Source organism: Shinella zoogloeoides, from assembly GCF_020883495.1.
GTDB lineage: Bacteria > Pseudomonadota > Alphaproteobacteria > Rhizobiales > Rhizobiaceae > Shinella > Shinella zoogloeoides.
Map to the genome: position 1 here is coordinate 218,066 of NZ_CP086610.1, position 26,301 is coordinate 244,366.

The following is a 26,301-nucleotide window of genomic DNA, read 5'->3' on the forward strand; positions in this document are numbered from 1 at the left end:
CGGCGGGCCGCTTCACATTCGGTCCGCCGTCACTAGCTTAGGCGCGTGAGCATCATCGATTCTGCCGCCGGCCTCTCCCTCCTGCCCAAATCCTTTGCCGACTGGTTCGCGGCCAAGGGCTGGCAGCCGCGCGCGCACCAGATGGAGCTTCTGGCGCGCGCTGCGGGCGGCGAGAGCCTGCTGCTCATCGCGCCCACCGGCGCGGGCAAGACGCTGGCCGGTTTCCTGCCGGCGCTGACGGACCTTGCACAACGCGGGAAAATCCCGCCCGGCTCCGCCTTCACCGGCATCCATACGCTCTATATCTCGCCGCTGAAGGCGCTTGCCGTCGATATCGAGCGCAACCTGATGAAGCCCGTGTCCGAAATGGGCCTGCCCATCACCGTCGAGACGCGCACCGGCGATACGCCACAGGCAAAGCGCCAGCGCCAGCGCCTCAACCCGCCCGATATCCTGCTGGCGACACCGGAACAGGTCGCTCTCCTCATCGCCAACGGCGAAGCACCGCGCTTTTTCAAGGACCTGAAATACGTCATCTTCGACGAACTGCATTCGCTCGTCACCTCCAAGCGCGGTCATCTGCTGTCGCTTGGCCTTGCGCGACTGCGCCGGCTTGCGCCGGGGCTGCGCACCATCGGCCTTTCGGCCACCGTCGCCGAGCCGATGGACCTGCGCCGCTGGCTGGTGGAGCAGGGGACGGATACGGAGAACCATGCCGGCCTCGTTACCGCGCCGGGCGGGGCGAAGCCGATCATCACCATCCTGAAGAGCGAGGAGCGGGTGCCGTGGTCCGGGCATTCGGCGAAATATGCGATGCCGGAGGTCTATGCGGCGATCCGCGACCACAGGACGTCGCTGCTCTTCGTCAACACGCGCAGCCAGGCGGAAATCCTCTTCCAGGAACTCTGGAACATCAACGAGGACACGCTGCCGATCGCGCTGCATCACGGCTCGCTCGATGTCGGCCAGCGGCGCAAGGTGGAGCAGGCCATGGCGGAAAACCGTCTGCGCGCCGTCGTCGCCACGTCCACGCTCGATCTCGGCATCGACTGGGGCGATGTCGATCTCGTCATCCATGTCGGCGCGCCGAAGGGGGCTTCGCGGCTCGCTCAGCGCATCGGCCGCGCCAATCACCGTATGGATGAGCCGAGCCGCGCCATCCTCGTGCCGGCCAACCGCTTCGAGGTGATGGAATGTCAGGCGGCGCTCGACGCCAATTATCTCGGCGCACAGGATACGCCGCCGGTGGGGGAGGGCGCGCTGGACGTGCTCGCCCAGCACGTGCTCGGCATGGCCTGCGCCGCGCCCTTCGACGAGGATGTGCTCTTTGCCGAAGTCACCTCCGCCTCGCCCTATGCCGGGCTTTCGCGGGAAAAATTCGGGCGCATCGTGCAATTCGTCGCCACGGGCGGCTATGCGCTGAAGACCTATGAGCGCTACGCGCGCATCCGCAAGACCGTCGACGGCCTGTGGCGCGTCTCCAACCCGCAGGTCGCGCAGCAATATCGCCTCAACCTCGGCACCATCGTCGAGATGCCGATGCTGAATGTGCGCATGGTCAAGCGCGGCGCGAAGGGGGCGGTCGGGCGCGGCGGGGCCTCGCTCGGCAAGGTGGAGGAATATTTCCTGGAAATGCTCTCGCCCGGCGACACCTTCCTCTTTTCCGGCAAGGTGCTGCGCTTCGAGGGCATCCGCGAGAACGAGTGCCTCGTCTCCCAGGCCTTTTCGCTTGATCCGAAAGTGCCGGCTTACGCAGGCGGCAAGTTTCCGCTCTCCACCTATCTCGCCGATCAGGTGCGCGGCATGCTGGACGATCCGCACCGCTGGGGCGCATTGCCCGAGCAGGTGCGCGACTGGCTTGCCCTGCAGCGCGACGTTTCCAGCCTGCCGAAGCGCGACGAACTGCTCATAGAGACCTTCCCGCGCGGGAGCCGGCACTACATGGTCGCCTATCCCTTCGAGGGGCGGCTGGCGCACCAGACGCTCGGCATGCTGCTGACACGGCGGCTGGAGCGCGCCGGGCGGCGGCCGCTCGGCTTCGTGGCGACGGATTATTCGCTGGCCGTCTGGGCGCTGGACGACCTCGGCTACAGCTTCGCCGTCGAGCGCCCCTCGCTCGAAAACCTCTTCGACGAGGACATGCTGGGTGACGATCTGGAGGCATGGCTGGACGAGAGCTTCATGCTGAAGCGCACCTTCCGCAATTGCGCCGTGATTGCCGGCCTTATCGAACAGCGCCATCCGGGCAAGGAAAAGACCGGGCGGCAGGTCACGGTCTCGGCCGACCTCATCTACGACGTGCTGCGCAGCCACGAGCCGGACCATATCCTGCTGGAAGCGACACGCAACGATGCGGCGGCGGGGCTTTTGGATATTCAGCGATTGGGCGATATGCTGGCTCGAATCAAGGGCCATATCACCCATCGCCGGCTCGACCGCATCTCGCCGCTCGCCGTGCCGATCATGCTGGAAATCGGCAAGGAGCCGGTGGCGGGCGAGGCGCAGGATTCGCTGCTGGCGGAAGCCGCCGAGGACCTGATCGTCGAGGCGATGGGCGAGGTGGCGATTTAAGGAACCGAAGGCGCATGCACAGACTGGCGCTGGCATCGATGGACATTCAGGATTTCGGCGCGGTATCGGCCCGCACCGTCGTCGCCGGCGTCGAGGCCGTGTGCGATCCGCTCGGCGCGCTCTATCTGCCGGAAGCGCGCCTGCTCGTCGTCTCGGATCTGCATCTGGAGAAAGGCGCGGCCTTCGCCCGCCGCGGCATGATGCTGCCGCCCTATGACACGCTGGCGACCCTGAAGGTGCTGGAGGCCGTCATCGCCCGGCATGATCCGGCCATCGTCGTCAGCCTCGGCGACAATTTCCACGACCGTATTGGCTCGGCCCATCTGCCTGACATTTTCCGCACAAAGATTACAGAACTGGCGCGTGGGCGCGAATGGATATGGATCAACGGCAACCACGATCCCGACGGCACCGTCGACCTGCCGGGGCAGTCGGCCGACGAACTCCACCATGCGGGCCTCGTCTTCCGCCACGAACCGTCGCTCCTTGCCCCTGCCGGCGAGATCGCCGGGCACCTGCATCCCGCCGCCACCGTCATCCGCCGGGAGAAGGCGGTGCGCCGGCCGTGTTTTGCGACCGATGGCAAGCGCCTGCTGATGCCGGCCTTCGGCATCATGACCGGCGGCCTCGACCTGCGCCACAAGGCGATGGCCGGCCTCTTCGACCGGCAAAGCCTCGTCGCCCACATGCTCGGCCGCGACCGCATCTATTCGGTGCGCTTCGCCAATCTGCGGGGCTGAGCCTCCGGTTGATGAACGGTGCAACTGCTTTTACGATGCAAGCAGTTTGGAGGCACCGATGAAAGACGCCCGCCGTTCCGGCTGCCCGATCAACCTGACGCTGGAAATCCTCGGAGACCGCTGGAGCCTGATCGTGCTGCGCGACATGATGTTCGGCAACCGCCGTCATTTCCGCGAGCTGCTGACGAAATCGGAGGAGGGCATCGCCTCGAACATCCTGGCCGACCGGCTTCGCCGGCTCGTCGAGGAGGGGCTGATCAGCAGGGCGGATGATCCGAGCCACAAGCAGAAGGCACTCTACAGCCTCACGGAAATGGGCATAGCGCTGGTTCCCGTCTTCGCCATGATGGGCGCCTGGGGGCGGCGCTTCCTGCCGGTGACGGAGACGCTTTCCATCCGCGCCGAACTGCTGGAGGAGGGGGGAGCGGAGATGTGGGCGGCGTTCATGGAGGAGCTGCGCGCCATCCATCTCGGCGCGCCGCGGCCTTCCCGCTCGGTTTTCGGAGAGCTGCAGGCGGCCTACGAGGCGACCGTCGCGAAACGGGCCGCAGCAATCGCTTGACGAAGGCGCGGCGGTTGATTTCCATCAACGCCGCAGGCGCAGCGACGTCTAGGGTATTTCAGCAAGGGTGCGGGCGGTTTCGCGATTCGAAGAAAAGCGAGAGCGCTCTATATCGATGAAAAAGGGAGGCTGAAGCATGTACAGGCATATCCTCGTTCCCACGGATGGATCGGATCTCTCCTCCGCCGCCCTCGACCACGCATTGCAGCTCGCCCGGACGCTGGGCGCGCGGGTAACGGCGCTCACGGTGGCCGAGCCGCTGCATTTCCTGCCCATCACGCCCGGCGCGACCATCAACCTGCGCGCGGAATACGAAGCGCATCTGAAGGAGAGCGGCGTGCGCATCCTCGGCGCGGTGGAGGCCAAGGCGGCGGCGGCCGGCGTGCCGGTGGAAACGCTGCAGGTGGCGGCGGGCGATGCCTGGCAGGCGATTATCGACACGGCGAAGGAACGTGGTTGCGATCTCATCGCCATGGCCTCGCACGGCCGGCGTGGCGTCAGCGCCTTCCTGATGGGCAGCGTCACGACCAAGGTGCTCGGCCATGCGAACGTGCCGGTGCTGGTCTACCGATCCTGACGGTCAGTCCTTGCGGAAGACCACGCTTGCCAGCCATCCGGTGAGCAGGGCGAGCAGCACCGAAAGCCCGCCATAGGCGAGCGCATTGTTATGCGCGGCGCTTGAGATCATCTGTTCGAGGCCGGTCTTCATCACGCGCAGCGGCAGGGCTTTTTCAGCGATGAAGACGCCATCGCGGAAAAGATGGGCGCGCACGACATGGGTGCCGTTCGGCACGTTCGCCGGCAGGCGGACCGTCGCCTTGAACAGGCTCGCGCTGATGAACTGCACGCCGCCCGGATCGCGCTGGTAGAAGCCGCCGCTTTCCTTCAGTCGGCGGAACGCCTCGCGGAATTCGCCGATCGTGCTGCCGTCGCCGACATAGCCGATGGGCGAGAGGCGGATATGCTGGATGCCGACGCCGACGCCGTTGAGCATGGCCGGCTCGGCAATCGTCTCGAGGTCGCGCGTGCTCGACAGCGAATAGGACTCCGGCACAAGCTCGAAGGTCATCGAGCGGCGGTTGACCCAGATGCCGAAGACGCGTTCCTTGACGCGCACCGTGTTGTTGTCCTTCGGCCCTTCCAGCGCCACCACGATATCGTATTTGCCCTGGGCGAGAAGATCGGGGTCATAGCCCTCGATCGCGCCGAAGATCGTCAGGTCCGCGCCGCGGAAATCCGAGGAGATGGCGATCTCGTCGGTGGAGATGCCGATTTCGAGCCGTTCGGGAAAATCGACGGGCCGGTCTTCCAGCACCTGCGCGCCGGCGGGGAGGGCGAGGCCGAAGGCGAGCAGCAGGGCGGCGGCGATCCTTCTCATCGATAGACCCCCTCGCTGACGATGGAATAGATATCGTCGGGCGCGATGACAAGATCGACGGCGAGGCGGGCGCCGACGGCAAGGACGAGGAGCGCGAGCAGCGCGCGCAACTGCTCGCCGCGGAGCTTCTGGCCGACGCGCACGCCGTATTGCGCGCCGATCACGCCCGCGACCATGAGGATGAAGGCGAGCACGATGTCGACGGAATAGTTGGTCGTTGCCTGCACGATGGTCGTGTAGGCGGTGACGAAGATGATCTGGAACAGCGAGGTGCCGACGACCACGTTCGTCGGGATGCGCAAGAGATAGATCATTGCCGGCACCATGATGAAGCCGCCGCCGACACCCATGACCGAGGTGAGGATGCCGATGCCGAAGCCGAGGCCGACCACCGGAATGACCGAGAGATAGATCTTCGACTTCTTGAAGCGCATCTTCAGCGGCAGGCGGTGTATCCAGCTATGCTGGCCGGGGCGGCGCAGGGAGACGGGCTGGTTCTTGGCCGAGCGTCGCATGGCGCGGATGCTCTCCAGCATCATCAGCGTGCCGACGGTGCCGAGCAGCACGACATAGAGCAGCGAGATGACGAGGTCGAGCTGGCCGACGCTGCGCAGCATCGCGAAGATCCATATGCCGACCGTGGCGCCCGCAAGACCGCCGACGAGCAGCACCGTGCCGAGCTTGACGTCCAGCGTGCCGCGCCGGAAATGCGAGAGCGCGCCGGAAACCGAGGAGGCGACGACCTGGTTCGCACCCGTTGCGACCGCGACGACCGGGGGAATGTTGTAGAAGATGAGGAGCGGCGTGATGAGGAAGCCGCCGCCGACACCGAACATGCCGGAAAGGAAGCCGACGGCCGCGCCCATGCCGAGAATGATGAAGATATTCACCGAAAGCTCTGCGATGGGCAGATAGACAGTCACAACGATACCCCGATCGGCAATTCCTCCGCCGCTGCGGAGACTTCAGCACTTAGGCAGCCGCGTTCACCCCTCTTGCCCGCCGCGGCTCCTCTTCGGCAGGCAGAAAATAAAGGAGGCGTCCCGCCGCGGGAGGAAGCCCCCTCCACCGGCCGGTCGCGCCCTGCTTTCCGCAAGGATCGGTCATGGGGCGCGGCCACAGGCGCGCGCCCTGGCGCCCTCACGGATGATGACGTTTGTCGTCGGCGTTATCATCTTGGAGGGACATGAATTTTCTATTGCATACTTCCCAAATCGGGGCCGATTTAAGGATGAGATCATGCAAGGGATCAAAATGCCCCGGCGCCTGTCGCACATCGTGATCGGCGTGCGGCGTCGTGGTGAGCGTCATGCCCTCGGGGTCTGCACAAGTCAACCGGAGAAGCCGCGTCAGTGGCCCCTCCGGTATCTGCCGGTCAGCCCGGCTGCTTGTTGCGCTTCAGGAGTTCGGTGACGAGCGCGTCGTCGATCTCGCCGGTCTCCTTCTGGCCCACCGATTTCTGGAAGGCCTTGATGGCGGTGACGGTCTTCTTGCCCATCTCGCCGTCCGGCGTGCCGGCGTTGAAGCCGTTGTTGTTGAGGATGGCCTGGATGTTGCGGATGGCCTTCTTCATGTCGACGCTGGCGGTCTTCGTCGCGTTGCCGACCCATTCGTCGGGCAGGTCCGCCGAATTGGCCTTCTCGTCGAGCGGCTGCGGCTTCCAGAGCTCCATCTTCGCCTTGGCGCTTGCGAGCTGCTCTGGCTTCATGGCGTTGGCCACCTCGTCGCGCTTCTGCGCGGCATCCTGGTCGCCGTCGCGGGCGGCGATGGCGAACCACTTGTAGGATTCCTCGATGTCCGGCTTCACGCCGTTGCCGCGCGCATAGAGAATGGCGAGGTTGAACTGGCTGTCGCGAACGCCGAGTTCCGAGGCCTTCTGGAACCACTTTGCCGCCGCGTCGAAATCCGGGCCCTCCGAGCCGAGGCCGGTCGCCAGCAGGACCGCGAGATTGTGCATGGCGCTGGCATTGCCCTTGGCGGCGGCGGTTTCATAGAGCTTGCGGGCGCGGTCGATGTCGGGCGCGACGCCCTGGCCCTTCTCGTAGAGATTGGCGAGGCGGTATTCGGCCGGCGCAAAACCGCGGGCGGCGGCAAGCTCGTACCAGCGGGCGGCTTCCTTGAGGTCGGCGGCAACGCCGCGGCCTTCGGTGTAGCGCGCACCGATCTCGAACAGCGCCAGCGGATCGCCCTCGCCGGCCGCCTTGGCAAGCGAGGCGGGGGTGATGGCATCCGGCACCACGATGGCTGCCGTCTGGACCTGATCGACCGGCGCGGTCGCGGCGGAAGCCTTGGCGTCCTTGCCGGCCAACGGCTCGGCGGCGTCCGGCGTCGTCACCGGCTCGAAGCCCGCGGTGGCGTTGCCGTCCGTGAGGGCAGGGGTCGCAAGCATATCCGCGCCGCCGGCGGAGGTCTGCCGGGGCGTCTCTATGGCCGCGCCCTTGTCGGTTCCTGCAAGGCCGCGTTCCGCTCCGGCGGGCTTGGTGACGGCCTTCTTTTCGATGACCGGGGTTTCGGCCGTCTTCGCCGTCGCCGTTCCGGCGGGCCTGGCGTCCGCACGGGTCTCGGCCGTCTGCTCGACGATGACAGGCGCGTCGTCGCCGCGGATCAGCGTGTTGACCAGCGGGTAGGACATGATGGCGAGCAGCACCGCCCCGACGGCGAGCAGGATCGGCCGGCGGTGGCGCGACAGCGCGGAAGCGGGCTTTTCGCCCCTGGCCGGCTTTTCGGATTTCTTCGCGGGGGCGACGCGGGAGATCGTGTCGGCTTCCTCGGCGGCGAGCTTGGCGGCGCGGCGGGCGGCGGCGATGAAATCGGCCTTCTCGCCTTCGCTGCCGGCGCGGTTGCCGGATGCCTGGCCGGCGCGCACGCGCTCCAGGATGCGGCGGACGTCCGGCACGCCGGAACCCGGCTCCAGAAGCTGGTTGGCCTCTTCCGGCGCCAGTTCGTCGGCGGCGTCGATGGACGGCGTCGGATCGATCTGCTGGCGCTCCGTCTTGACGGCGACGGCCTTGCCGGCCGGCTTGAAGCGGCGCTTCAGGCCGGCGAGGAGGCCGCCCTTCGGCTGTTCCTGCGTCTCGCCGGCGAAGGCGACGGACTCGTCCAGCGGCTCGGGCCGCGCGGGAACGTCGATATGCTCCACTTCGATCTCGGCGAAGCGGCTGTCTTCCTGCGGTTCCTCCGCCTCGGCCGTGTACGGGGCCGCGCCGAAACCGTCGTCCTCGAACGGGTAGTCGTTGCCGGCAAGGCTCGAAGCCGTGGCGGCGTCACGGCCGAAATCCATGGCCGGCATTTCTGCGCGGGGCATGGCGGCCTCGCGGCGGCCGAAGGTTTCGCGCGGGGCGTCGAGCTGTTCGAGGCGGCCGGCGATCTGCACCAGCGTGTCGTGCAGGGCGTCGAAGGTGCGCGCCGTGCGGTCCTCGCTGGAGCGGGTCAGTTCCTCCAGGGCGCGCAGGTCGCCAGCAAGGCCGGCAATCGCGGCCATGTCGGTGTTGGCGGCGGCCGCGGGGGCGGCATGGCGATAGGCTTCCATCACGGCTTCCGCCGCCTGGCGCGCGGCCTCGACGATATAGTCGTCGTTGGTCGCCATATAGTCCTCGATGGTCGCAAGACGGTTCTCGACATCCGGCGGCACCGCCGCGAAGGAGGAGGGGGCCGGCGCGCTGATCAGCGTGGACAGGTGGGCGATCTGTGCCTCCAGGCCGCGCAGCGCCTCGTGGTCGCCGGCCGGTGCGGTGCTGGTGGCGTCGAGCCGGTCGGCAATCGCCGAAAGGCGGCCTTCGAGATGCGAGAAACGCTCTTCCTGGAAGGGGCTTCCGACGGGCGTGTCGAGATTGTCGATGCGGCGGGCGAGCGCGTCGAGCCGGTCGGCCAGATCGTTGTTGACGCTGCCCTGGTCGAGCGCGTCGATCTTGCGGGAAATGTCGGAGAGGTAATAGGCAAGCTCGTCGCCGCCGAGAAGGGCGGTGGGCGCGGCCTGCTGGCCCTGTTCCAGCATCTGCGAAAGCTGCTCGATGCGCTCTTCGAGGCGCAGCGTCGCGCGTTCGTTCGAAAGATCCTCGATCCGGCTCGCCAGCGCCTCGATGCGCATGCCGAGGCCGTGGTCCTCCGGTGCGGGGCGATGCGCCATGATGTCGAGCTGGTCGGCAAGGTCGGCGATGCGGCCTTCGAGGCGCTGCATCATGGCGTGGTCGGCGGACGGCGACTGCTGCATGCGGCCGGCGGCGGCAATCGCCCGGCTGATCTCGTCGAGGCGCGTGTCGAGGCCGGCGAACTGCGAGGCGACGGCGGTCACGAAGCGGCCGCTGTCCGGCTCGTGCTGCCGGCCGAGCATGTCGACGGCGTGGACGACGGATTCGATCTTGTCTTCCAGCGCGCGGATCGCGGGCGTCGCGCTCATCGTGTTGATCTGGGCCTTCAGCTCGTCGAGCCGGTAGGCGAGCGCCACCAGTTCGTCGTCGCGCGACTGGTCGAAGACGGAAAGCTTCTGCTCGACGCCGCTCCAGCGGTCCTCCATGCGACGCACGGAATCCTCGCGGGCAAGGCCGTCCAGCACGGAGCGCAGCTCGTCGAATTCGACGCGCAGGCCGTCCGTCTGGCCAGAAGCCTGCCCAGCCTGGCGGCCGAGCTGGCTGATGCCGGTGGAAAGGCGCGCCAGTTCCGCGCGCACGTCGTCATTGCCGCCACGGCCCTCGGCCATCTGGCGGATGCCGCGGATTTCCGAGCGCAGCGACTGCATCTCGCGCTCCAGCCCGTCGGCGATATCGCGCTTGAGGTCCTGCCGCAGGGAGACGAGCGCCTTGGCGATATCCTCGACCGAGCCTTCCGCGCGGGCGGGCGCGTGGCCATAGGCGGTGTGCGCCTGCTGGGCGGCGGCATGGTGATCGGTGGAAGGGGCGCGGCGTTCGCTACGCTGGCCGATGCGCTCGCGGTCGCCCTCGATGGCGCGCTGGCGCTGCATGATCTCGGAAATGGGGTCCTCTCGCCGCGGAACGTTGCGCGGCGGCTGCTCGTAGCGGGCCTGTTCGGCGCGACCCTGCTCGGCACGGGGGGCAAAACGCTCCTCGCTGCGTCCGCGTGCATCCCGGCCGTTCGCCATCAGGCCCTCGATGCGCGCTTCCAGCCCCTCGATGGTGCGGTTGAGCGCGTCGAGCGAAGACCGTTCGCCATGACGTTGCGGGTTTCGCGATCCGTTCATCTTCGCCTCGCTTTGGCGGCCGTCGGCCTGCCGGGAGATACCCTTGGAAGCGCTGCCCGCCCGGCGGCGCTCTTTCTGCGTTTTGGCGGAAATCCGTGTCGTCCTGCTTCTGCCCGGACCGTTCGTCCGGGCCTGACAGGGGAAGCCGAAATGATTCCCGATCCCACGCCCTCAAGCGCACAATTCCCGAAACGTGGTAAACAAGGGGTTAACTCGCCCGTAAATTTTTTAACGATTTGCTCATAGACTGCGCCGGAGCGGGGAAGATGGGCGATTGCGGGACAGCGTGAGGCCCATTGCCGGGTGGCTTCCGCCGGGCAGGCCACGCCCGCTGAGCGAAAAATTCGTCGCCGCTTGCGTTTTGACGTTTACGCAAACGTCAAAGTTTTATACACTCCCTCCCCAAGGACCGGACGTTTGTCCGTGGCATAGGTGAGGAACGCGAGAAATGCCGATCTACAAGGCCCCCGTGAATGACACGCTTTTCATCCTGAACGACGTCCTGTCGCTGGAGCGCTACAACAACCTGCCCGGCTTCGCCGACGCGACGGGCGACATGCTGGAAGCGATTGCCGGCGAGGCGGCCAAGCTTGCCGAGGAAGTGCTGTTCCCCGTCAACCTCTCCGGCGACCAGGAGGGCTGCAAGCGTAACGACGACGCCACGGTGGTAACGCCGAAGGGCTACAAGCAGGCCTTCGACCTCTATCGCCAGGGCGGCTGGATGGGGCTTGCCGTGCCGGAGGAATTCGGCGGCCAGGGTCTTCCCTATGTGCTGCACACCGCCGTCGGCGAATACATGTCCTCGGCCAACATGGCGCTCACCATGTATCCGGGCCTGACGCAGGGCGCGATCGCCGCGATCCTCGTCCACGGCTCCGACGAGCAGAAGGCCGCCTACCTGCCGAAGATGGTGGAAGGCACCTGGACCGGCACGATGAACCTGACGGAGCCCCATTGCGGCACCGACCTCGGTCTCCTGCGCTCCAAGGCCGTGCCGCAGGCCGACGGCTCCTACAAGATTTCCGGCCAGAAGATCTTCATCTCCGCCGGCGAGCACGACATGTCGGAGAACATCGTCCACCTCGTTCTCGCCCGCATCGAGGGCGCGCCGGAAGGCGTCAAGGGCATCTCGCTCTTCATCGTTCCGAAATACGTCCTCAAGGACGACGGCACGCCGGGGACACGCAACACGGTTTCCTGCGGCGCCATCGAGCACAAGATGGGCATCCACGGCAACTCGACCTGCGTCATGAATTATGACGAAGCCAAGGGCTTCCTCATCGGCACCGAGAACAAGGGCCTCAACGCCATGTTCGTGATGATGAACGAAGCGCGCCTCGGCGTCGGCCTGCAGGGCCTGTCGATTGCCGAAGTCGCCTACCAGAACGCCGCCAACTATGCCCGCGAGCGCCTGCAGGGCCGCTCGCTCTCGGGCGTCAAGAACCCGGACGGCAAGGCCGATCCGCTGATCGTGCATCCCGATATCCGCCGTGCGCTGATGACCATCAAGGCCTGGACGGAGGGCGGCCGCGCCTTCACGCTCTGGACGGCGCTGAAATCCGATATCGCGCATCGTTCGGCCGACGAGAAGGAACGCCAGTCCGCCGACGATATCCTCGGTCTGATGACGCCGATCCTCAAGGGCGTGCTGACGGACAAGGGCTTCGACCATGCCGTCATGGCCCAGCAGGTCTTCGGCGGCCACGGCTATATCGAAGAGCACGGCATGAGCCAGTATGTGCGTGACGCGCGCATCGCCATGATCTACGAGGGCGCCAACGGCATCCAGGCGCTCGACCTCGTCGGCCGCAAGCTCGGCATGAATGGCGGTCGCGCCGTCATGGCCCTCTTCAAGGAAATCGGCGATTTCTGCGAAGAGAACCGCAATGACGAGAAGCTCGCCACCTTCACCAAGGCCCTCAAGAAGGGCCTGAACGACCTGCAGGCCGGAACCATGTGGTTCATGCAGAACGCCATGGCCAAGCCCGACAATGCCGGCGCCGGCTCGACCGACTACATGCACCTCTTCGGCCTCGTCGTCATCGGCTATATGTGGGCGAAGATCGCCAAGGCCGCCGAGGAAGGCCTTGCGAACGGCGCGGGCGAGCGCGAAGACTTCCTGAAGAACAAGCTGATCACGGCGAAGTTCTTCATGGAACGCCTGATGCCGGAAACGGGCCTGCGCAAGACCCGCATCGAGGCCGGCGCGGACACGACGATGGAACTCGCCGCCGAGGCGTTCTGACGCTTTCCACCCCTCTCCCCGAATGCGGGGCGAGGGGCTACAGTCGCAAGCCGCGAGCCATGAATTCTAGGGCGCGATGCGCCGCCAGGGAGAAGAGACCAATGACCGACGTCTTCATCTACGATCACGTGCGCACCCCGCGCGGGCGCGGCAAGAAGGACGGCTCGCTGCACGAAGTGCCGTCCGTCCGCCTCGCCGCCAAGGTGCTGGAAGCGGTGCGCGACCGCAACGGGCTGGACACCGACAAGGTCGACGACATCGTCATGGGCTGCGTCGATCCGGTCATGGATGCCGGCGCCGTCATCCCCAAGGCCGCCGCCTTCGAGGCCGGCTATTCGACCCGCGCGCCGGGCGTGCAGCTTTCCCGCTTCTGCGCCTCCGGCCTCGACGCCGTGAACCTCGGCGCGGCGAAGATCGCCCAGGGCGCGGACGACATCGTCATCGCCGGCGGCGTCGAGAGCATGTCCCGCGTCGGCCTCGGCATGTCGGGCGGCGCCTGGTTCATGGACCCCTCGGTCAACTTCCCGGCTTATTTCATGCCGCAGGGCGTTTCGGCCGACCTGATCGCCACCAAATACGGTTTTTCCCGCGACGACGTCGACGCCTATGCCGTCGAGAGCCAGAAGCGTGCCGCCCATGCCTGGCAGAACGGCTACTTCAAGAATTCCGTCGTGCCGGTGAAGGATATCAACGGCCTGACGATCCTCGCCCATGACGAGCACATGCGCCCGGGCACCGACATGCAGGCGCTCGCCCAGCTCCAGCCCTCCTTCCAGATGCCCGGCGAGATGGGCGGCTTCGAAGCCGTCGCCATCCAGGCGCATCCGGAAATCGAAGGCATCAACTACGTGCACCATGCCGGCAATTCCTCGGGCATCGTCGATGGCGCAGCCGCCGTGCTGCTCGGTTCCAAGGAAGGCGGCAACATTCTCGGCAAGAAGCCGCGCGGCCGCATCAAGGCCTTCGCCAATATCGGCTCCGACCCGGCGCTGATGCTGACCGGCCCGGTCGACGTCACGGAAAAGCTGCTCGCCCGCACCGGCATGAAGCTCTCCGATATCGACCTCTTCGAGCTGAACGAAGCCTTCGCCGCCGTGGTGCTGCGCCACATGCAGGCCTTCGACATTCCGCACGACAAGATGAACGTCAACGGCGGCGCCATCGCCATGGGCCATCCGCTCGGCGCGACCGGCGCGATGATCCTCGGCACGGTGCTCGACGAGCTGGAACGCCGCGATCTCAACGTCGCCCTCGTCACGCTCTGCATCGGCGCGGGCATGGGCACGGCGACGATCGTCGAACGGGTTTGAGATGGGCGACGGGAGGCCGGACAGGGATCTCTACGAGCGTGAGCGACCTGGGGTGCAGCAAGAGCTGGCTCACCACTATCGCGACAAGGACATGAAGGACGACTACCTGGCCTCTACCAAGGTCAAGACCAAGGAGGAGGCCCGCGCATCGCGCGTCCAGCTCCGCGGCGATTTGCTCTTCTTCGTTCTGCTCATCGGCATATCCGGCCTCGCAATCGCCTACCTCTGGTAGGAACACTTTCTGGGAAGAGGAACCCATCGTGACCGACAAGAACTTCATCACCGAAAGGGTCTGACCATGACGAGCCCGACGACACGCCGCAGCTTCCTCACCCTCATCGGGGCAGGCCTCATCGCCTCCTCCGCCGAGGCGGGCGATAGCTTCGTGCTGTCGGGCACCGTCACCAATGTGACGAGCGGTCCCGTTCCGGTCGGCCGGCTGACGATCCGGCTGGAGGAGCAGGGCATCATGGATGCGCCGGCAAGGCTCATCGCCAGGACCACCGCCATCAGCAAGGGCGACCGGCATTCCATCCGCTTTTCGATGCGGGTGAAGCGCTCGGCGCTTAGCAGGGCGGTCGATCCGGGCTTCACCGTCCGGCTCGAACGGCACGGCCGTCTCATCGCCACCAACACGACGAAACAGGGATATAGCGGCCGGGGCAAAGCCTCGCTGCAGATCGAACCCATTCTCTACTGAGCCCATTCTCTACTGAGGGGGAGAAACCATGAGCGCATACAAGAACTTTTCCATCGAGACCGACGCCGACGGCATTGCGCTGGTCACCTGGGACATGCCTGAAAAGTCGATGAACGTCTTCACCGTCGAGGTGATGGACGAACTCGACGCGATCATCGACCAGATCGTCGCCGACGCCGCCGTCAAGGGCGTGGTCATCACGTCCGGTAAGTCCTCCTTCTCGGGCGGCGCGGACCTCTCGATGATCAAGGCGAGCTTCGATCTCCTGAAGGACGCCGAGGCGACCGATCCGGCGACCGCCGTGCAGAAGCTGTTCGACGCCACGGGCCGCATGACTTGGCTGTTCCGGAAGCTCGAAACCTGCGGCAAGCCGTGGGTCTCGGCCATCAACGGCACCTGCATGGGCGGCGCTTTCGAAATGTCGCTGGCCTGCCATGGCCGCGTCGCTTCCAACGCCAAGTCGGTCAAGATCGCGCTGCCTGAAGTCAAGGTCGGCATCTTCCCCGGCGCCGGCGGCACCCAGCGCGTGCCGCGCCTTGCCAACGCGCAGGACGCCCTGCAGATGATGACGACGGGCTCCTCGCTGACGGGCGCGCGCGCCAAGGCGATGAACCTCGTGCATCAGGTCGTCGAGCCCGACCAGCTCATCCCCGCCGCAAAGCAGATGATCAAGGACGGCCTCAAGCCCGTACAGCCCTGGGACGAGAAGGGCTTCAAGGCTCCCGGCGGCGGCATCTGGACGCCGGCTTCCGCCCAGCTCTGGCCGGCCGCTCCTGCGATCCTGCGCCGCGAGACCGCGGGCAACTATCCGGGCGCGCTTGCCATTCTGAAGTGCGTCTATGAAGGCCTGCAGGTTCCCTTCGAAACGGGCCTGAAGATCGAGCAGCGCTACTTCACCTACATCCTCCAGACGACCGAAGCCTTCTCGATGATCCGGTCGCTGTTCATCTCCATGCAGGAACTCGGCAAGGGCGCGCGCCGCCCGGCCGGCGTGCCGAAGGCGGAGTTCAAGAAGGTCGCCGTCGTTGGCGCCGGCTTCATGGGTGCTTCCATCGCCTATGTCACCGCTGCCGCCGGCATTCCGGTCGTGCTGATCGACCGCGACCAGGAGGCTGCCGACAAGGGCAAGGCGCATTCCGAAGGCCTCGTCACCGGCGCCATCGGCAAGGGCCGCATGTCGAAGGAAGACGGCGAGAAGCTGCTTTCCCTCATCACCCCGACGCCGGACTATGCGAACCTCGCCGATGCCGACCTCGTCATCGAGGCCGTCTTCGAGGACCGCAACGTCAAGAAGGAAGTCACCGAAAAGATCGAGGCCGTGCTGCGCGAAGACGCTATCTTCGCCTCCAACACCTCGACCCTGCCGATCACCGGCCTTGCCAAGAATTCCAAGCGCCCGAACCAGTTCATCGGCATCCACTTCTTCTCGCCGGTCGACAAGATGATGCTGGTGGAAGTGATCCTCGGTAAGGAGACGGGCGACAAGGCGCTCGCCACCGCGCTCGATTACGTTGCGGCCATCAAGAAGACGCCGATCGTCGTCAACGACACGCGCGGCTTCTACGTCAACCGCTGCGTCTTCCGTTACATGGCCGAAGCCTATGACATGCTGATCGAAGGCGTGCCGGCGGCGATGATCGAGAATGCCGCCAAGATGGCCGGCATGCCGGTCGGCCCGCTGTCGCTGAACGATGAAGTCGCCGTCGATCTGTCCTACAAGATCTTCAAGGCCTCCATCGCCGATCTCGGCGCCGAATCCGTCGATCCGCGCCACATGGAGCTGGTCACGAAGCTGGTGGAAGGCGAAGGCCGTCTCGGCCGCAAGGCCGGCAAGGGCTTCTACGACTATCCGCCGAAGCCGGCGAAGAAGAAGCTGTGGCCGGGCCTGAAGGACCTCTATCCGCAGCAGAAGCCCGACGACGTCGATATCAAGGTGATCAAGGAGCGCCTGCTCGTCACCATCGCGCTGGAAGCGGCCCGCACCATGGAAGAGGGCATCGTTACCGATCCGCGCGAGGCCGATGTCGGCTCCATCCTCGGCTTCGGTTTTGCGCCCTATACCGGCGGCACGCTCTCCTACATCGACGGCATGGGCGTGAAGAATTTCGTCGCGCTCTGCGAGAAGCTCGCCGCCAGCTACGGCAGCCACTTCCAGCCGACGCTGCTGCTGAAGGACATGGCCGCCAAGGGCGAAACCTTCTACGGCCGCTTCGCGCCGGACGCCAAGAAGGCGGCCTGAGCCGCCCCCCCAACGCCCCGGTTCAGGCCCGCCGCCTGAGCCGGGGCGTTTTTCTTAAGAAGCCTCTCCTTCCGCTATCTTTGCCCTTCGCCCCATTTCCGCCCTTCCCGCGCGCTTCTTGCCGCGGGGGCGGGGACGGCTTATCTGGGAGGGCATGAACTTTTGGAGAATCAGCCCATGTCGAACGGCGTGAACGGCTTCCTCGGCGACACACCGCTGCGCGTGCTCATCAAGCTCCTGATCCTGTCGGTGGCTGTGGGCTTCCTGATGTCGATCTTCGGACTTTACCCGGATGACATCCTCTTCGCCGTGCGCGATTTCGTCATCGACCTGTGGAACAAGGGCTTCAAGACGCTGGGCAAGCTTGGCGACTATCTGCTGCTCGGCGCGGTCATCGTCGTTCCGGTCTTTGTCCTCATCCGTCTCCTGAGCTACCGCCGCTGATGACCTCTTCCCGCCGCGCCTTTCTCACCGCCTCCGCGGCGGCCCTCGCCGCGCTTGCCGCCGGCTGCTCCACCACGCGCCCGCCGGCCCCTTCGGCAGGAACCGGCAGCGACCAGACGGCCGCTTCGCTTGGCCTCGTCAACAAGCTGAGGGCCGGGCGCGGGCTGCCGGCGCTCTCGATCGACCCGGCCGCGCAACACGCGGCGATGGATCAGGCAAGCCGCATGGCGGCGGCCGGCAAGATGGAGCACAATATCGGCCTCGGCGCGAATTTCGGCAAACGCATGAAGGGCATGGATGTCGTCCTGCCGGCGGCGGAGAATATCGCGGCCGGACAGGACAGCGCGGCGGAAGCCTTCGACGCCTGGTATCGTTCGCCCAAGCACCTCGCCAACATGCTGGGCAACTATCGCGGTCTCGGCGTTGCGGTCGTCTCCAACCCGGCCTCGGGCGGCCGGCGTTACTGGGCGATGGTGCTTTCGGGCTGATGGAGACGGATATGGGGCGAAGCCGGCAGATCGTCAGGATTGCGGAGCTGGAGATCGACCCCGCCCAATTGGACAGCTACAGGTCTCTGCTGGCCGAGGAGATCGAAGCTTCCGTCCGTCTCGAACCCGGCGTCCTCATGCTGCATGCTGTTTCTCTCGACGAAGCGCCGGAAAAAATCCGGCTGCTCGAACTGTATGCCGACGAGGCGGCCTATCAGGCGCATCTCGCCACGCCGCATTTTCAGAAGTACAAGACGCTGACGGCCTCCATGGTTCGCTCGCTTCGCCTTCTCCCGGTGACGCCGATCCTGCTGGCAGCGAAGTAGGAACGGCATATGAGCGCAGCGGCGATACCTGAAAACGATGGATCCGGCGCCTTCGAGGTGACGCACCGGCTGGTGCTGTCCATCGCCATCCCCATGACGCTCGGCTTCCTGACGACGCCGCTGCTGGGCCTGACCGACACGGCGGTGGCCGGGCGGCTCGGCTCGGCCAATGCGCTGGCCGGGCTTGCCGTGGGCGCGGTGCTCTTCGATCTGCTGCTCGGCAGTTTCAATTTCCTGCGCGCCTCCACCACCGGCCTCGTGGCACAGGCTTACGGGCGCGGCGACCGGAGCGAGGAGCAGGCGGTCTACTGGCGCTCGCTCACGATCGCGCTTTGCGTGGGACTGGTGATTTCGCTGCTCTCGCCGCTGCTACTTTCCGCCGGGCTTTTCCTGATGGCCCCGTCGCCGGAGGTGGCGGAGGTCACCTCGACCTATTTCACGATCCGCGTGCTGTCCGCCCCCATGGCGCTCGCCAACTACACCCTGCTCGGCTTCGTGCTCGGGCGGGGACAGGGCATGACGGGGCTGCTGCTGCCGGCCATCATCAACGGCATCAACATCGCGCTGTCGATCGGTCTCGGCCTCGGGCTGGGCTGGGGCGTCGCCGGCATCGCCTGGGGCACCTTCGCCGGCGAGACGGTCGGCACGCTGGCCGGCCTCCTCATCGTCGTCTCGCGCTTCGAGCGCGCCCACCGGCCGGCGCGCGCGGAAATCTTCGCGCGCGAACGCATGCGGGCGCTGTTCTCGCTGAACCGCGACATCATGATCCGCACCTTCGTGCTGATCGGTTCCTTCGCCATCATGACGCGCATCGGCTCCTCGATGGGGCCGCTGGTGCTGGCGGCCAATGCGGTGCTGATGAACATCTTCCTCGTCGCCGGCTATTATCTCGACGGCCTCGCCAACGCCGCCGAACAGCTCGTCGGCCGGGCCCTGGGCGCCAATTTCCGCCCAGCCTTCGACCGAGCGGTGAAGCTGACCGTGATCTGGTCCTTCGGCCTCGGTGCGGCAACGACGATGCTCCTGCTCCTTTTCGGAACGGATGTGATCGCCCTGCTGACGACGACGGAGAGCGTGCGGGTCGAGGCGGCGAAATACCTGCCCTGGGCGGCGCTGACGGCGATCAGCGGGGCGCTCGCCTTCCAGATGGACGGCGTGTTCATCGGCGCGACCTGGTCTTCGGCCATGCGCAACATGATGATGGCGGCCTTCGTGGGCTATATCGCGGCACTTGCCCTCTTCGTGCCGCTCCTCGGCAATCACGGGCTTTGGCTCTCGCTGAATCTGTTCCTGGCGTTCCGGGGGATATTCTTCGCGCTGCGCCTGCCGGCGCTGGCGGGCCGGCAGTTTTCCGGGGCGGGCCGGAGCTGATCTCCGGCCCTTCGCGGCCGATGCAAGTCAGGCCGGCTGGGCGCGACGCAGAGGCCTGAGACCGAGAAGATCGAGTGGGCCTGTCTCCGGCCGCTCCGGCCTTTCACCATCCTCCGCGTCGATTTCGGCCCTCGCGCGCAGCCAGTGCGAATATTCGCGGCCTTCCGGACGGCCTTCCTCTTCCCAGATTTCGTGGGCCCTTTTGCGGATTTTCTCGTTGCGATCGTCCATCGTATCGTCCCTTCCTGGCCTTTTCGGCCGTTCGGGCGGGATCGGTGCAGGCTACCGTCGATGCGAATCGGCTTCTGCCGAGCACTCCACCCGCAAGGGGGTAACCCTGGCGGGCGCGTTTGGTTCCCGTGTGGCGCTCAGAGGGTCCGGTCCGCCCAATGGGCGGTGCGGGTGCCGCGCAGCGCGGAAATCGAGGGGATCTGCTCGCGATCGCAAAGCCGCGAGAGGCCGTTGACGATCTCGCCCGGCAGCGTCGGGCCGGCATAGACCATGCAGGAATAGAGCTGCACGAGGTTGGCCCCGGCGCGGATTTTCTCCGCCGCCGTCTCCGCCGAGGAAACGCCGCCGACGCCGATGATCGGCAGGTCGTCGCCGACGCGCCGGCGCATCTTGGCAAGCACGGCGGTCGATTTTTCGAAGAGCGGCTTGCCGGAGAGGCCGCCCGCTTCACCAGCATGGCGGGTGTCGCGCAGGCCCTCGCGCGAAAGCGTCGTGTTGGAGACGATGAGGCCGTCGAGCGGATGTGCGAGGGCCACTTCGGCGATATCGTCGAGGCCCTCTTCGGTGAGATCGGGCGCGATCTTCAGGAAGACGGGCACCGGCCGGCCGCTGCGGGCCTGTTCCTCGGTGCGGGCGGCGAGCACGGCGGTGAGCAGCGCGTGCAGGCTTTCCTTGGCCTGCAGGTCGCGCAGGCCCGGCGTGTTGGGCGAGGAGATATTGGCGGTGAAGTAGCGCGCGACATCGTAGAAGGTGCGGATGCCCGCCACATAGTCGGCGATGCGATCCTCACTGTCCTTGTTGGCGCCGATATTGACGCCGATCAGCGCATCGCGCCGGCAGGCCCTCAGGCGCTCCAGCGCAGCCGCATGGCCGGCATTGTTGAAGCCGAGGCGGTTGATGACGGCATCGTCTTCCGTCAGGCGGAAGATGCGCGGCTTGGGATTGCCGTCCTGCGGGCGCGGGGTGACGGTGCCGATCTCCGTGAAGCCGAAGCCGAGGCGCAGCAGCGCTTCAGGCACCTCGGCATTCTTGTCGTAGCCGGCGGCCATGCCGAGCGGATTGGGAAAGGCGATGCCGGCGACCGTCTGGGCAAGGCGCGGATCGGCCTTGGCCGGGCAGGCGGGCACGACGCCGGCCTTCAGCGCGGCGATGGAAAGGCCGTGGGCGGTTTCCGGATCGAAGAGGAAGAGGCCCTTGCGGCCAAGGCTCGAAAGAAACGACATCAGAGGGACATCTCCGGAAACTGGTGGGCGCCGTCGACGCCGAGCGGCAGGGGCTTTTCCCAAAGCACGGCGGAAAGCGGCAGGTCGGCATAAAGATGCGGGAAGAGATCGCCGCCGCGCGAGGGCTCGAAGAGAAGCTTTTCGCCGAGCGCATCGCCGTCAACGGCGACGAGAAGAAGGTCGCTCTGGCCGGCGAAATGGCGGGCGGCGGTCTCCTTCGCCTGGGCCGCGGTGGAAAAATGGATGTAGCCGTCTGCAAGATCGATGGCCGCACCCTTGAAAATCCCGGCGTCCTTCGCATTTTGCCACAGACTTGCCGGAACGATCTTGTAGATTGTTTTGGCCATCTCGCCCGTTTCTCCATCGGCTGCCGCGTCTATCGGTAGCGCTTGCCGCAAAGAACGGCGAATGTCCACCGGCGACAGGCCCGGAAACCGGCTCTTGGAGGATTTTGCATGCGAATCTCTGTTCTGCCCCTGACCTTCGCCGCCGCGCTGCTCGCAGGTTCCGCCCATGCCGAGGGCGAGGGGCGCTACCGCATGGAGAAGACGGAGACCGGCTTCATCCGGCTCGACACCGCCTCGGGCGAGGTTTCGCTGTGCCGCGAGCAGGACGGGCAGATCGTCTGCCGCATGGCGGCGGACGAGCGCGCGGCCTTCGAGAAGGAGCTGGATCTTCTCACCAAGCGCGTCGAGGCGCTCGAAAAGGGCGGTGCAACCGGCCTGACGGACGCAAAACCCTCTCTACCGTCGGATGAAGAGATTGACCGGACGCTGAGCATCATGGAAAAGATGATGCAAAGGTTCATGGGCATCGTGAAGAACCTCGAGGACGGCGAGGAGGAAGCCGTCCCCGGGAAAACGGCGCCGCAGAAGACCTGACGGGCTTTCCTGCGCCGGCCGGGCCGTGCTGCGTCCGTCACGGGGTCTACTCTTGGGAGGGAGCGCATGGCATCGGCACTCACCATCATCATCGCGGATGATCACCCGCTCTTTCGCGGTGCGCTGAAACAGGCGCTGACCGGAATGGCGGGCAATCCCGATATCGTCGAGGCGGGCGATTTCGAGGCGGCGCGCAAGGCCGCCACGGATCATCCCAATGCCGATCTCCTGCTGCTCGACCTCGCCATGCCGGGTGTCAGCGGCCTTTCCGGCCTGATCTCGCTGCGTGCCGAATTCCAGAGCCTTCCCGTCGTCATCGTCTCGGCCAGCGACGACCCGGCCACCATCCGCCGCGCGCTCGACCTCGGCGCCTCCGGCTTCATCTCCAAATCTGCTTCCATCGAGGATATCCGCGAGGGCATCGGCTCGGTGCTGGAGGGCAATATCTATACGCCCGGCGGTTATGTGCGCGGGCCGGAGCAGGACAGCGAAGTGGCGGACCTCATCGCCCGGCTGCGCACGCTCACCCCGCAGCAATCGCGCGTGCTCGCCATGCTGGCCGAGGGCCTGCTGAACAAGCAGATCGCCTACGAACTCGGCGTCTCCGAGGCGACCATCAAGGCCCATGTCTCGGCGATCCTCCTCAAGCTCAATGTCGACAGCCGCACCCAGGCGGTCATCCAGCTCGGCAAGATCGGCGCGGCGCAGGCGGCGGCGTAAGCGCGCGTAGCCCGCGACGACAATCAGAACGGAACCCTATTCCGCCGCTTCCCGCTGCAACGCTGAAAACTGCGTCAGCCATGCCCGCATCGAGGCGGGGCGCACAGGCTTGTTCTGCACGAGGATATTGTCCCGCTCCGCCTCGGCGCGCACATCCGGTGTGCGGTCGGCGGTGACGAGGAGGGCGGGGACCTCGCGGCCGAGGGCGGCGCGGAGTTTGCCGATGGCGGAAATGCCGGTGCCGTCGTCGAGGTGGTAGTCGGCGATGACGGCGTCGATGGCGGGGGGATCGGCTAAGACCAGTGCCTCGACGGCGGCGACCGATTCCGCGAGCGTCACCGTGCAGCCCCAGCCGGATAGCAGCAGCCGCATGCCGTCGAGAATCTTCGGCTCGTTGTCGATGCAGAGCACCCGCAAGCCCTTCAGCGGCTCGTCGCTGGCCGGCACCACGGCGGGCTTGTCGGCGACGTGGCGGCTGGCGGCGATATCGACCGGCACGCGCACCTTGAAGCTGGTGCCGCGCCCCGGCGTCGATTGCAGCTCGACGGGATGGGAGAGAACGCGCGAGATGCGGTCGACGATGGAAAGGCCGAGCCCGAGGCCGGGCGCGGTGCGCGCGCCCTCGTCGAGCCGGGCGAATTCCTTGAAGACGGTACGGAATTTCGAGGCGGGGATGCCGATGCCGGAATCGAGCACCTCTATGGTCGCTTGCCCGCCCCGGCGGCGCACCCCCACCAGCACCCTGCCGGAATTCGTATATTTGATTGCGTTCGACACGAGGTTCTGCACGACGCGGCGCAGGAGGTTCGGGTCGGTGCGGATGGCGAGCGAGGAGGGGAGCACGGTGAATTTCAGGTTCTTCGCCCGTGCCATCGGCGCAAAATCGGTCTCGATGCGCTTCAGGAGGTCCTTCAGCGGCACGGTCTGCACGCGCGGCTTCATCGCGCCCGTATCGAGACGGGAGATATCCAGCACCGCGCCGAGGATGGCTTCCACCGATTCCAGCGAGGAATCGATATTGTGGATCATCTCGCGGTTCTCCGTTTCGCCCAGCCGCTCGACCAGTGAGGAGGAATAGAGCCGTGCGGCATTGAGCGGCTGGAGGATATCGTGGCCGGCGGCGGCGAAGAAGCGCGTCTTGCCGATATTGGCCTCTTCGGCGGCCGCGCGCGCCTCGGCAAGCTCGGTATTGACGCGGGTCAGTTCCACGGTGCGTTCGGCGACGCGCTGTTCCAGCGTCTCGTTCACCTGCTTGAGGGCGCGGTCGGAGGCGACTCGGTCGGTAATGTCCGTATAGGTGGAGACGAAGCCCTTTTCCGGCATGGCGTTGGTGCGGATTTCGACGATGCGCTCGCCGCCGGAAAGCACCAGCGCGAAAGGTTCGTCATAGGTCATGGTACGGGTGACGGCCGTGGCGCGATCCTCTTCCCGTATGTCGCCGCGCTCGACGAGGATATCCACGATATCGGCCAGTGGAAAACCGACCTGGCCGACATATTCCGGCAGGTCGAGAAGCTGGCGGAAGCGGCGGTTCCAGACGGTGAGGTTGCCCTCGCTGTCGAAGACGGCGATGCCCTGGTCCATCTGGCCGAGCGCGGTCTGCAGCATGTCCTGATTGTATTGCAGGGCTTCGCTGGCCTGGTCGAGCAGCCAGTCCGTATCCGTCGGCGTGTCGTCGATGCGCTGGAGCACGAGGGAAAGCACGAGGCGGGCGGAGGAGGAGCCGATGGCGCTGCCGAGGAGCTGTTCGGAGAAATGCACGATGGCGGCGTCGGCCGGTGCATTGTCCTCCAGCCAGCGGCCTGCCTGCCGCTCATAGGTGTGGAAGGAGCGCTGCATGCGCTCCTCGCCGAGATATTTGGCGATGGTGGACTTGAGGTCCTTGACGGTCACCTTGGTGCGCCGGCCGCGGAAGGCCCGCTCGAGGCGCGGCCGGGAACGGATGAAGGTGCCGGCCTGCAGGCGCTCCAGCGAGGTCGGGTTGCGGGTGAGCGAGCCGATCACATAGGCGCCGACATTGACCATCATGGCGATGAGCGTCGCGTTGACCAGCGGATCGGCCGTTTCGCCGGTGAAGATGGTGGAGCCGGGGAAGAGGAAGCCGAGCACGGTTTCGGCGACGAAGGCGTTGTCCGCCACGCCGATGCTCGGCAGGAAGAGCAGATAGGCCCAGACGACGAGGCCGGAAATCATGCCGGCCATCGCGCCGCGCGCATTGGCGCTGCGCCAGAAGAGGCCGCCGAGCAGGGCGGGCGCGACCTGCGCGGCCGCCGCGAAGGCGAGCAGGCCCATGGAGGCGAGGCCCGCATTGGCGGTCGCGGCGCGATAATAGGCATAGCCGAGCAGCAGCACGAAGAAGATCGCGAGCCGCCGGATGCGCAGCAGCATGCGCGACAGATCCTCCTGCTGCTCGACGCCGCCGATGAGGTTTCGCCTGAGCACGACCGGGATGACGATATCGTTCGACACCATGATGGACAGCGCTACCGAGGCGACGATGACCATGGCGGTGGCGGCCGAGAACCCACCGATGAAGGCGACGAGCGTGAGGACCGGCTGGTCGAGCGCGAAGGGCAGGGTCAGCACGTAGAGGTCGCCGTCGCCCTGGCCGTTGAAGGTCATCACGCCGCCGATGGCGACGGGCAGCACGAAAAGGTTGATGGCGATGAGATAGAGCGGGAAGAGGAAGCCCGCCGTGCGCAGCTCGCCGGCCGTGCGGTTCTCCACGACCGTGACGTGGAACTGGCGCGGCAGCATGACGATGGCGAAGGCGGAGAGCACGATGAGCAGGATCCAGCGCGCGACCGGCGTCTCGTAGCTCAGCGACTGCATGACGCGCTCGTTCTCCGCCGCGCGCCGCCAGAGATCGCCCGGACCGTCGAACATGAAGAAGACGACATAGAGGCCGACCGAGGCGATGGCGACCAGCTTGACCAGCGATTCCATCGAGATGGCGAGGATCAGGCCGTCCTGGTGCTCGGTCGCATCCGTGTGGCGCGTGCCGAAGACCGTGGCGAAACAGGCGAGGAACAGCGTCACGACCAGCGGCAGGTCGACGAGGCCGCCTGAGGCGGCGATGCCGAAGCCGGTGGTGTCCACCATGGCGGCGACGGAGCTGGAGACGGCTTTCAGTTGTAGCGCGATATAGGGAATATAGCCGATCAGCGAAATGAGCGCGACGACGGCGGCGATGCCCGGATTCTTGCCATAGCGGGCGGCGACGAAGTCGGCGATGGAGGTGAGGCGTTCGGATTTCGCCAGCGTCACGATGCGGCGGATGAGCGGCATGCCGAGCGTGAACATCAGGATCGGGCCGATATAGATGCCGATGAATTCCAGCCCGTGGGTGGTGGCAAGGCCGACGCCGCCGAAATAGGTCCAGGAGGTGCAGTAGATGGCAAGGCTCAGCGCGTAGACGAGCGGCCGGCCCTTCGACGTGTGGCCGGAGCGCCGCGCCTTGCGGTCGCCGTAGCTTGCGACCGCGAAGAGCAGCAGCAGATAGGCGAGCGCCAGGGCGAATATCAGCGAGCCCGGCATGCATCCTCCCGCAATCCTTCGGCCTTCGGGCAAGAGAATAGGCCAAAGCGGGGGCGAAGGAAATTGCGCCGAAGGTCTGAGGCTGGCGCCTGTCGTGGAAACGATTAAATATTGATGGATCGCAGTTTCCCGGGCACGCAA

General features: G+C 66.1%; 23 protein-coding genes. 15 read left to right on the forward strand and 8 right to left on the reverse strand.

Features of this window, described 5'->3' with window-relative positions; genetic code table 11:
• Positions 1 to 45: 45 nt before the first annotated feature.
• From K8M09_RS01060 to K8M09_RS01075, 4 genes are all read left to right on the forward strand, one after another.
• Complete coding sequence (locus K8M09_RS01060; protein ID WP_160787759.1) at positions 46 to 2,571, forward strand: ligase-associated DNA damage response DEXH box helicase; 2,526 nt, start codon at positions 46 to 48, stop codon at positions 2,569 to 2,571.
• A gap of 14 nt (positions 2,572 to 2,585) precedes the next feature.
• A complete protein-coding gene (gene pdeM / locus K8M09_RS01065) occupies positions 2,586 to 3,311 on the forward strand; it encodes a ligase-associated DNA damage response endonuclease PdeM (RefSeq protein ID WP_160787760.1) in 726 nt (241 codons plus the stop codon).
• Between the two features lie 58 nt (positions 3,312 to 3,369).
• Positions 3,370 to 3,873 (forward strand): winged helix-turn-helix transcriptional regulator, encoded by a 504-nt coding sequence (locus K8M09_RS01070; protein ID WP_160787761.1) that lies wholly within the window; start codon positions 3,370 to 3,372, stop codon positions 3,871 to 3,873.
• A gap of 136 nt (positions 3,874 to 4,009) precedes the next feature.
• A complete protein-coding gene (locus K8M09_RS01075) occupies positions 4,010 to 4,450 on the forward strand; it encodes a universal stress protein (protein ID WP_160787762.1) in 441 nt (146 codons plus the stop codon).
• Between the two features lie 3 nt (positions 4,451 to 4,453).
• Here the strand turns inward: K8M09_RS01075 and K8M09_RS01080 are convergent, their stop codons facing one another.
• The 4 genes from K8M09_RS01080 to K8M09_RS01095 all read right to left on the reverse strand — a co-directional run bounded on the left by K8M09_RS01080 (position 4,454) and on the right by K8M09_RS01095 (position 10,445).
• Complete coding sequence (locus tag K8M09_RS01080) at positions 4,454 to 5,251, reverse strand: TIGR02186 family protein (RefSeq protein ID WP_160787763.1); 798 nt, start codon at positions 5,249 to 5,251, stop codon at positions 4,454 to 4,456.
• Complete coding sequence (locus tag K8M09_RS01085; RefSeq protein ID WP_160787764.1) at positions 5,248 to 6,174, reverse strand: sulfite exporter TauE/SafE family protein; 927 nt, start codon at positions 6,172 to 6,174, stop codon at positions 5,248 to 5,250. The genes K8M09_RS01080 and K8M09_RS01085 overlap by 4 nt, the downstream gene beginning before the upstream one ends.
• A gap of 217 nt (positions 6,175 to 6,391) precedes the next feature.
• On the reverse strand, positions 6,392 to 6,562 hold the full coding sequence (locus tag K8M09_RS01090) for a hypothetical protein (protein ID WP_160787765.1): 171 nt from the start codon (positions 6,560 to 6,562) through the stop codon (positions 6,392 to 6,394).
• 64 nt (positions 6,563 to 6,626) lie between these two features.
• Complete coding sequence (locus K8M09_RS01095; RefSeq protein ID WP_160787766.1) at positions 6,627 to 10,445, reverse strand: peptidoglycan-binding protein; 3,819 nt, start codon at positions 10,443 to 10,445, stop codon at positions 6,627 to 6,629.
• Positions 10,446 to 10,893: 448 nt separating this feature from the next.
• On the opposite strand from K8M09_RS01095, the gene K8M09_RS01100 reads away from it, so the two are divergent.
• From K8M09_RS01100 to K8M09_RS01140, 9 genes are all read left to right on the forward strand, one after another.
• Positions 10,894 to 12,690, forward strand: a complete 1,797-nt coding sequence (locus tag K8M09_RS01100) for an acyl-CoA dehydrogenase C-terminal domain-containing protein (RefSeq protein ID WP_160787767.1) — start codon at positions 10,894 to 10,896, stop codon at positions 12,688 to 12,690.
• Between the two features lie 101 nt (positions 12,691 to 12,791).
• Positions 12,792 to 14,000 (forward strand): acetyl-CoA C-acetyltransferase, encoded by a 1,209-nt coding sequence (locus K8M09_RS01105; RefSeq protein ID WP_160787768.1) that lies wholly within the window; start codon positions 12,792 to 12,794, stop codon positions 13,998 to 14,000.
• A 52-nt stretch (positions 14,001 to 14,052) separates the two neighbouring features.
• Positions 14,053 to 14,232 (forward strand): hypothetical protein, encoded by a 180-nt coding sequence (locus K8M09_RS01110; RefSeq protein WP_229342076.1) that lies wholly within the window; start codon positions 14,053 to 14,055, stop codon positions 14,230 to 14,232.
• A gap of 66 nt (positions 14,233 to 14,298) precedes the next feature.
• A complete protein-coding gene (locus tag K8M09_RS01115; protein ID WP_160787770.1) occupies positions 14,299 to 14,700 on the forward strand; it encodes a YbaY family lipoprotein in 402 nt (133 codons plus the stop codon).
• Between the two features lie 28 nt (positions 14,701 to 14,728).
• Complete coding sequence (locus tag K8M09_RS01120) at positions 14,729 to 16,939, forward strand: FAD-dependent oxidoreductase (protein WP_160787771.1); 2,211 nt, start codon at positions 14,729 to 14,731, stop codon at positions 16,937 to 16,939.
• A 177-nt stretch (positions 16,940 to 17,116) separates the two neighbouring features.
• A complete protein-coding gene (locus K8M09_RS01125; protein ID WP_160787772.1) occupies positions 17,117 to 17,383 on the forward strand; it encodes a DUF6460 domain-containing protein in 267 nt (88 codons plus the stop codon).
• Positions 17,383 to 17,871, forward strand: coding sequence for a CAP domain-containing protein (locus tag K8M09_RS01130; protein WP_160787773.1), 489 nt, complete (start codon positions 17,383 to 17,385; stop codon positions 17,869 to 17,871). The genes K8M09_RS01125 and K8M09_RS01130 overlap by 1 nt, the downstream gene beginning before the upstream one ends.
• An 11-nt stretch (positions 17,872 to 17,882) precedes the next feature.
• Positions 17,883 to 18,197, forward strand: coding sequence for a putative quinol monooxygenase (locus K8M09_RS01135; RefSeq protein ID WP_206366700.1), 315 nt, complete (start codon positions 17,883 to 17,885; stop codon positions 18,195 to 18,197).
• Positions 18,198 to 18,206: 9 nt separating this feature from the next.
• Positions 18,207 to 19,568, forward strand: a complete 1,362-nt coding sequence (locus K8M09_RS01140; protein WP_160787775.1) for an MATE family efflux transporter — start codon at positions 18,207 to 18,209, stop codon at positions 19,566 to 19,568.
• Between the two features lie 27 nt (positions 19,569 to 19,595).
• On the opposite strand, the gene K8M09_RS01145 is transcribed toward K8M09_RS01140, so the two are convergent.
• The 3 genes from K8M09_RS01145 to K8M09_RS01155 form a co-directional block, all read right to left on the reverse strand.
• Positions 19,596 to 19,799 carry a DUF2934 domain-containing protein gene (locus K8M09_RS01145; RefSeq protein ID WP_160787776.1) on the reverse strand — a complete coding sequence of 68 codons (204 nt, stop codon included), beginning with the start codon at positions 19,797 to 19,799 and terminating at the stop codon, positions 19,596 to 19,598.
• A 137-nt stretch (positions 19,800 to 19,936) separates the two neighbouring features.
• Positions 19,937 to 21,022, reverse strand: coding sequence for a quinone-dependent dihydroorotate dehydrogenase (locus K8M09_RS01150; RefSeq protein ID WP_160787777.1), 1,086 nt, complete (start codon positions 21,020 to 21,022; stop codon positions 19,937 to 19,939).
• A complete protein-coding gene (locus tag K8M09_RS01155; RefSeq protein WP_380735674.1) occupies positions 21,022 to 21,438 on the reverse strand; it encodes a DUF952 domain-containing protein in 417 nt (138 codons plus the stop codon). Before K8M09_RS01155 ends, K8M09_RS01150 begins: the two co-directional genes overlap by 1 nt.
• A 39-nt stretch (positions 21,439 to 21,477) precedes the next feature.
• On the opposite strand from K8M09_RS01155, the gene K8M09_RS01160 reads away from it, so the two are divergent.
• Positions 21,478 to 21,903 carry a hypothetical protein gene (locus K8M09_RS01160; protein WP_160787779.1) on the forward strand — a complete coding sequence of 142 codons (426 nt, stop codon included), beginning with the start codon at positions 21,478 to 21,480 and terminating at the stop codon, positions 21,901 to 21,903.
• Between the two features lie 66 nt (positions 21,904 to 21,969).
• A complete protein-coding gene (locus tag K8M09_RS01165; protein WP_160787780.1) occupies positions 21,970 to 22,623 on the forward strand; it encodes a response regulator in 654 nt (217 codons plus the stop codon).
• Positions 22,624 to 22,659: 36 nt separating this feature from the next.
• On the opposite strand, the gene K8M09_RS01170 is transcribed toward K8M09_RS01165, so the two are convergent.
• The gene (locus K8M09_RS01170) at positions 22,660 to 26,160 is read right to left on the reverse strand and encodes a PAS domain-containing hybrid sensor histidine kinase/response regulator (RefSeq protein ID WP_160787781.1); all 3,501 of its coding nucleotides are present in this window, start codon (positions 26,158 to 26,160) and stop codon (positions 22,660 to 22,662) included.
• Positions 26,161 to 26,301: the final 141 nt, after the last annotated feature.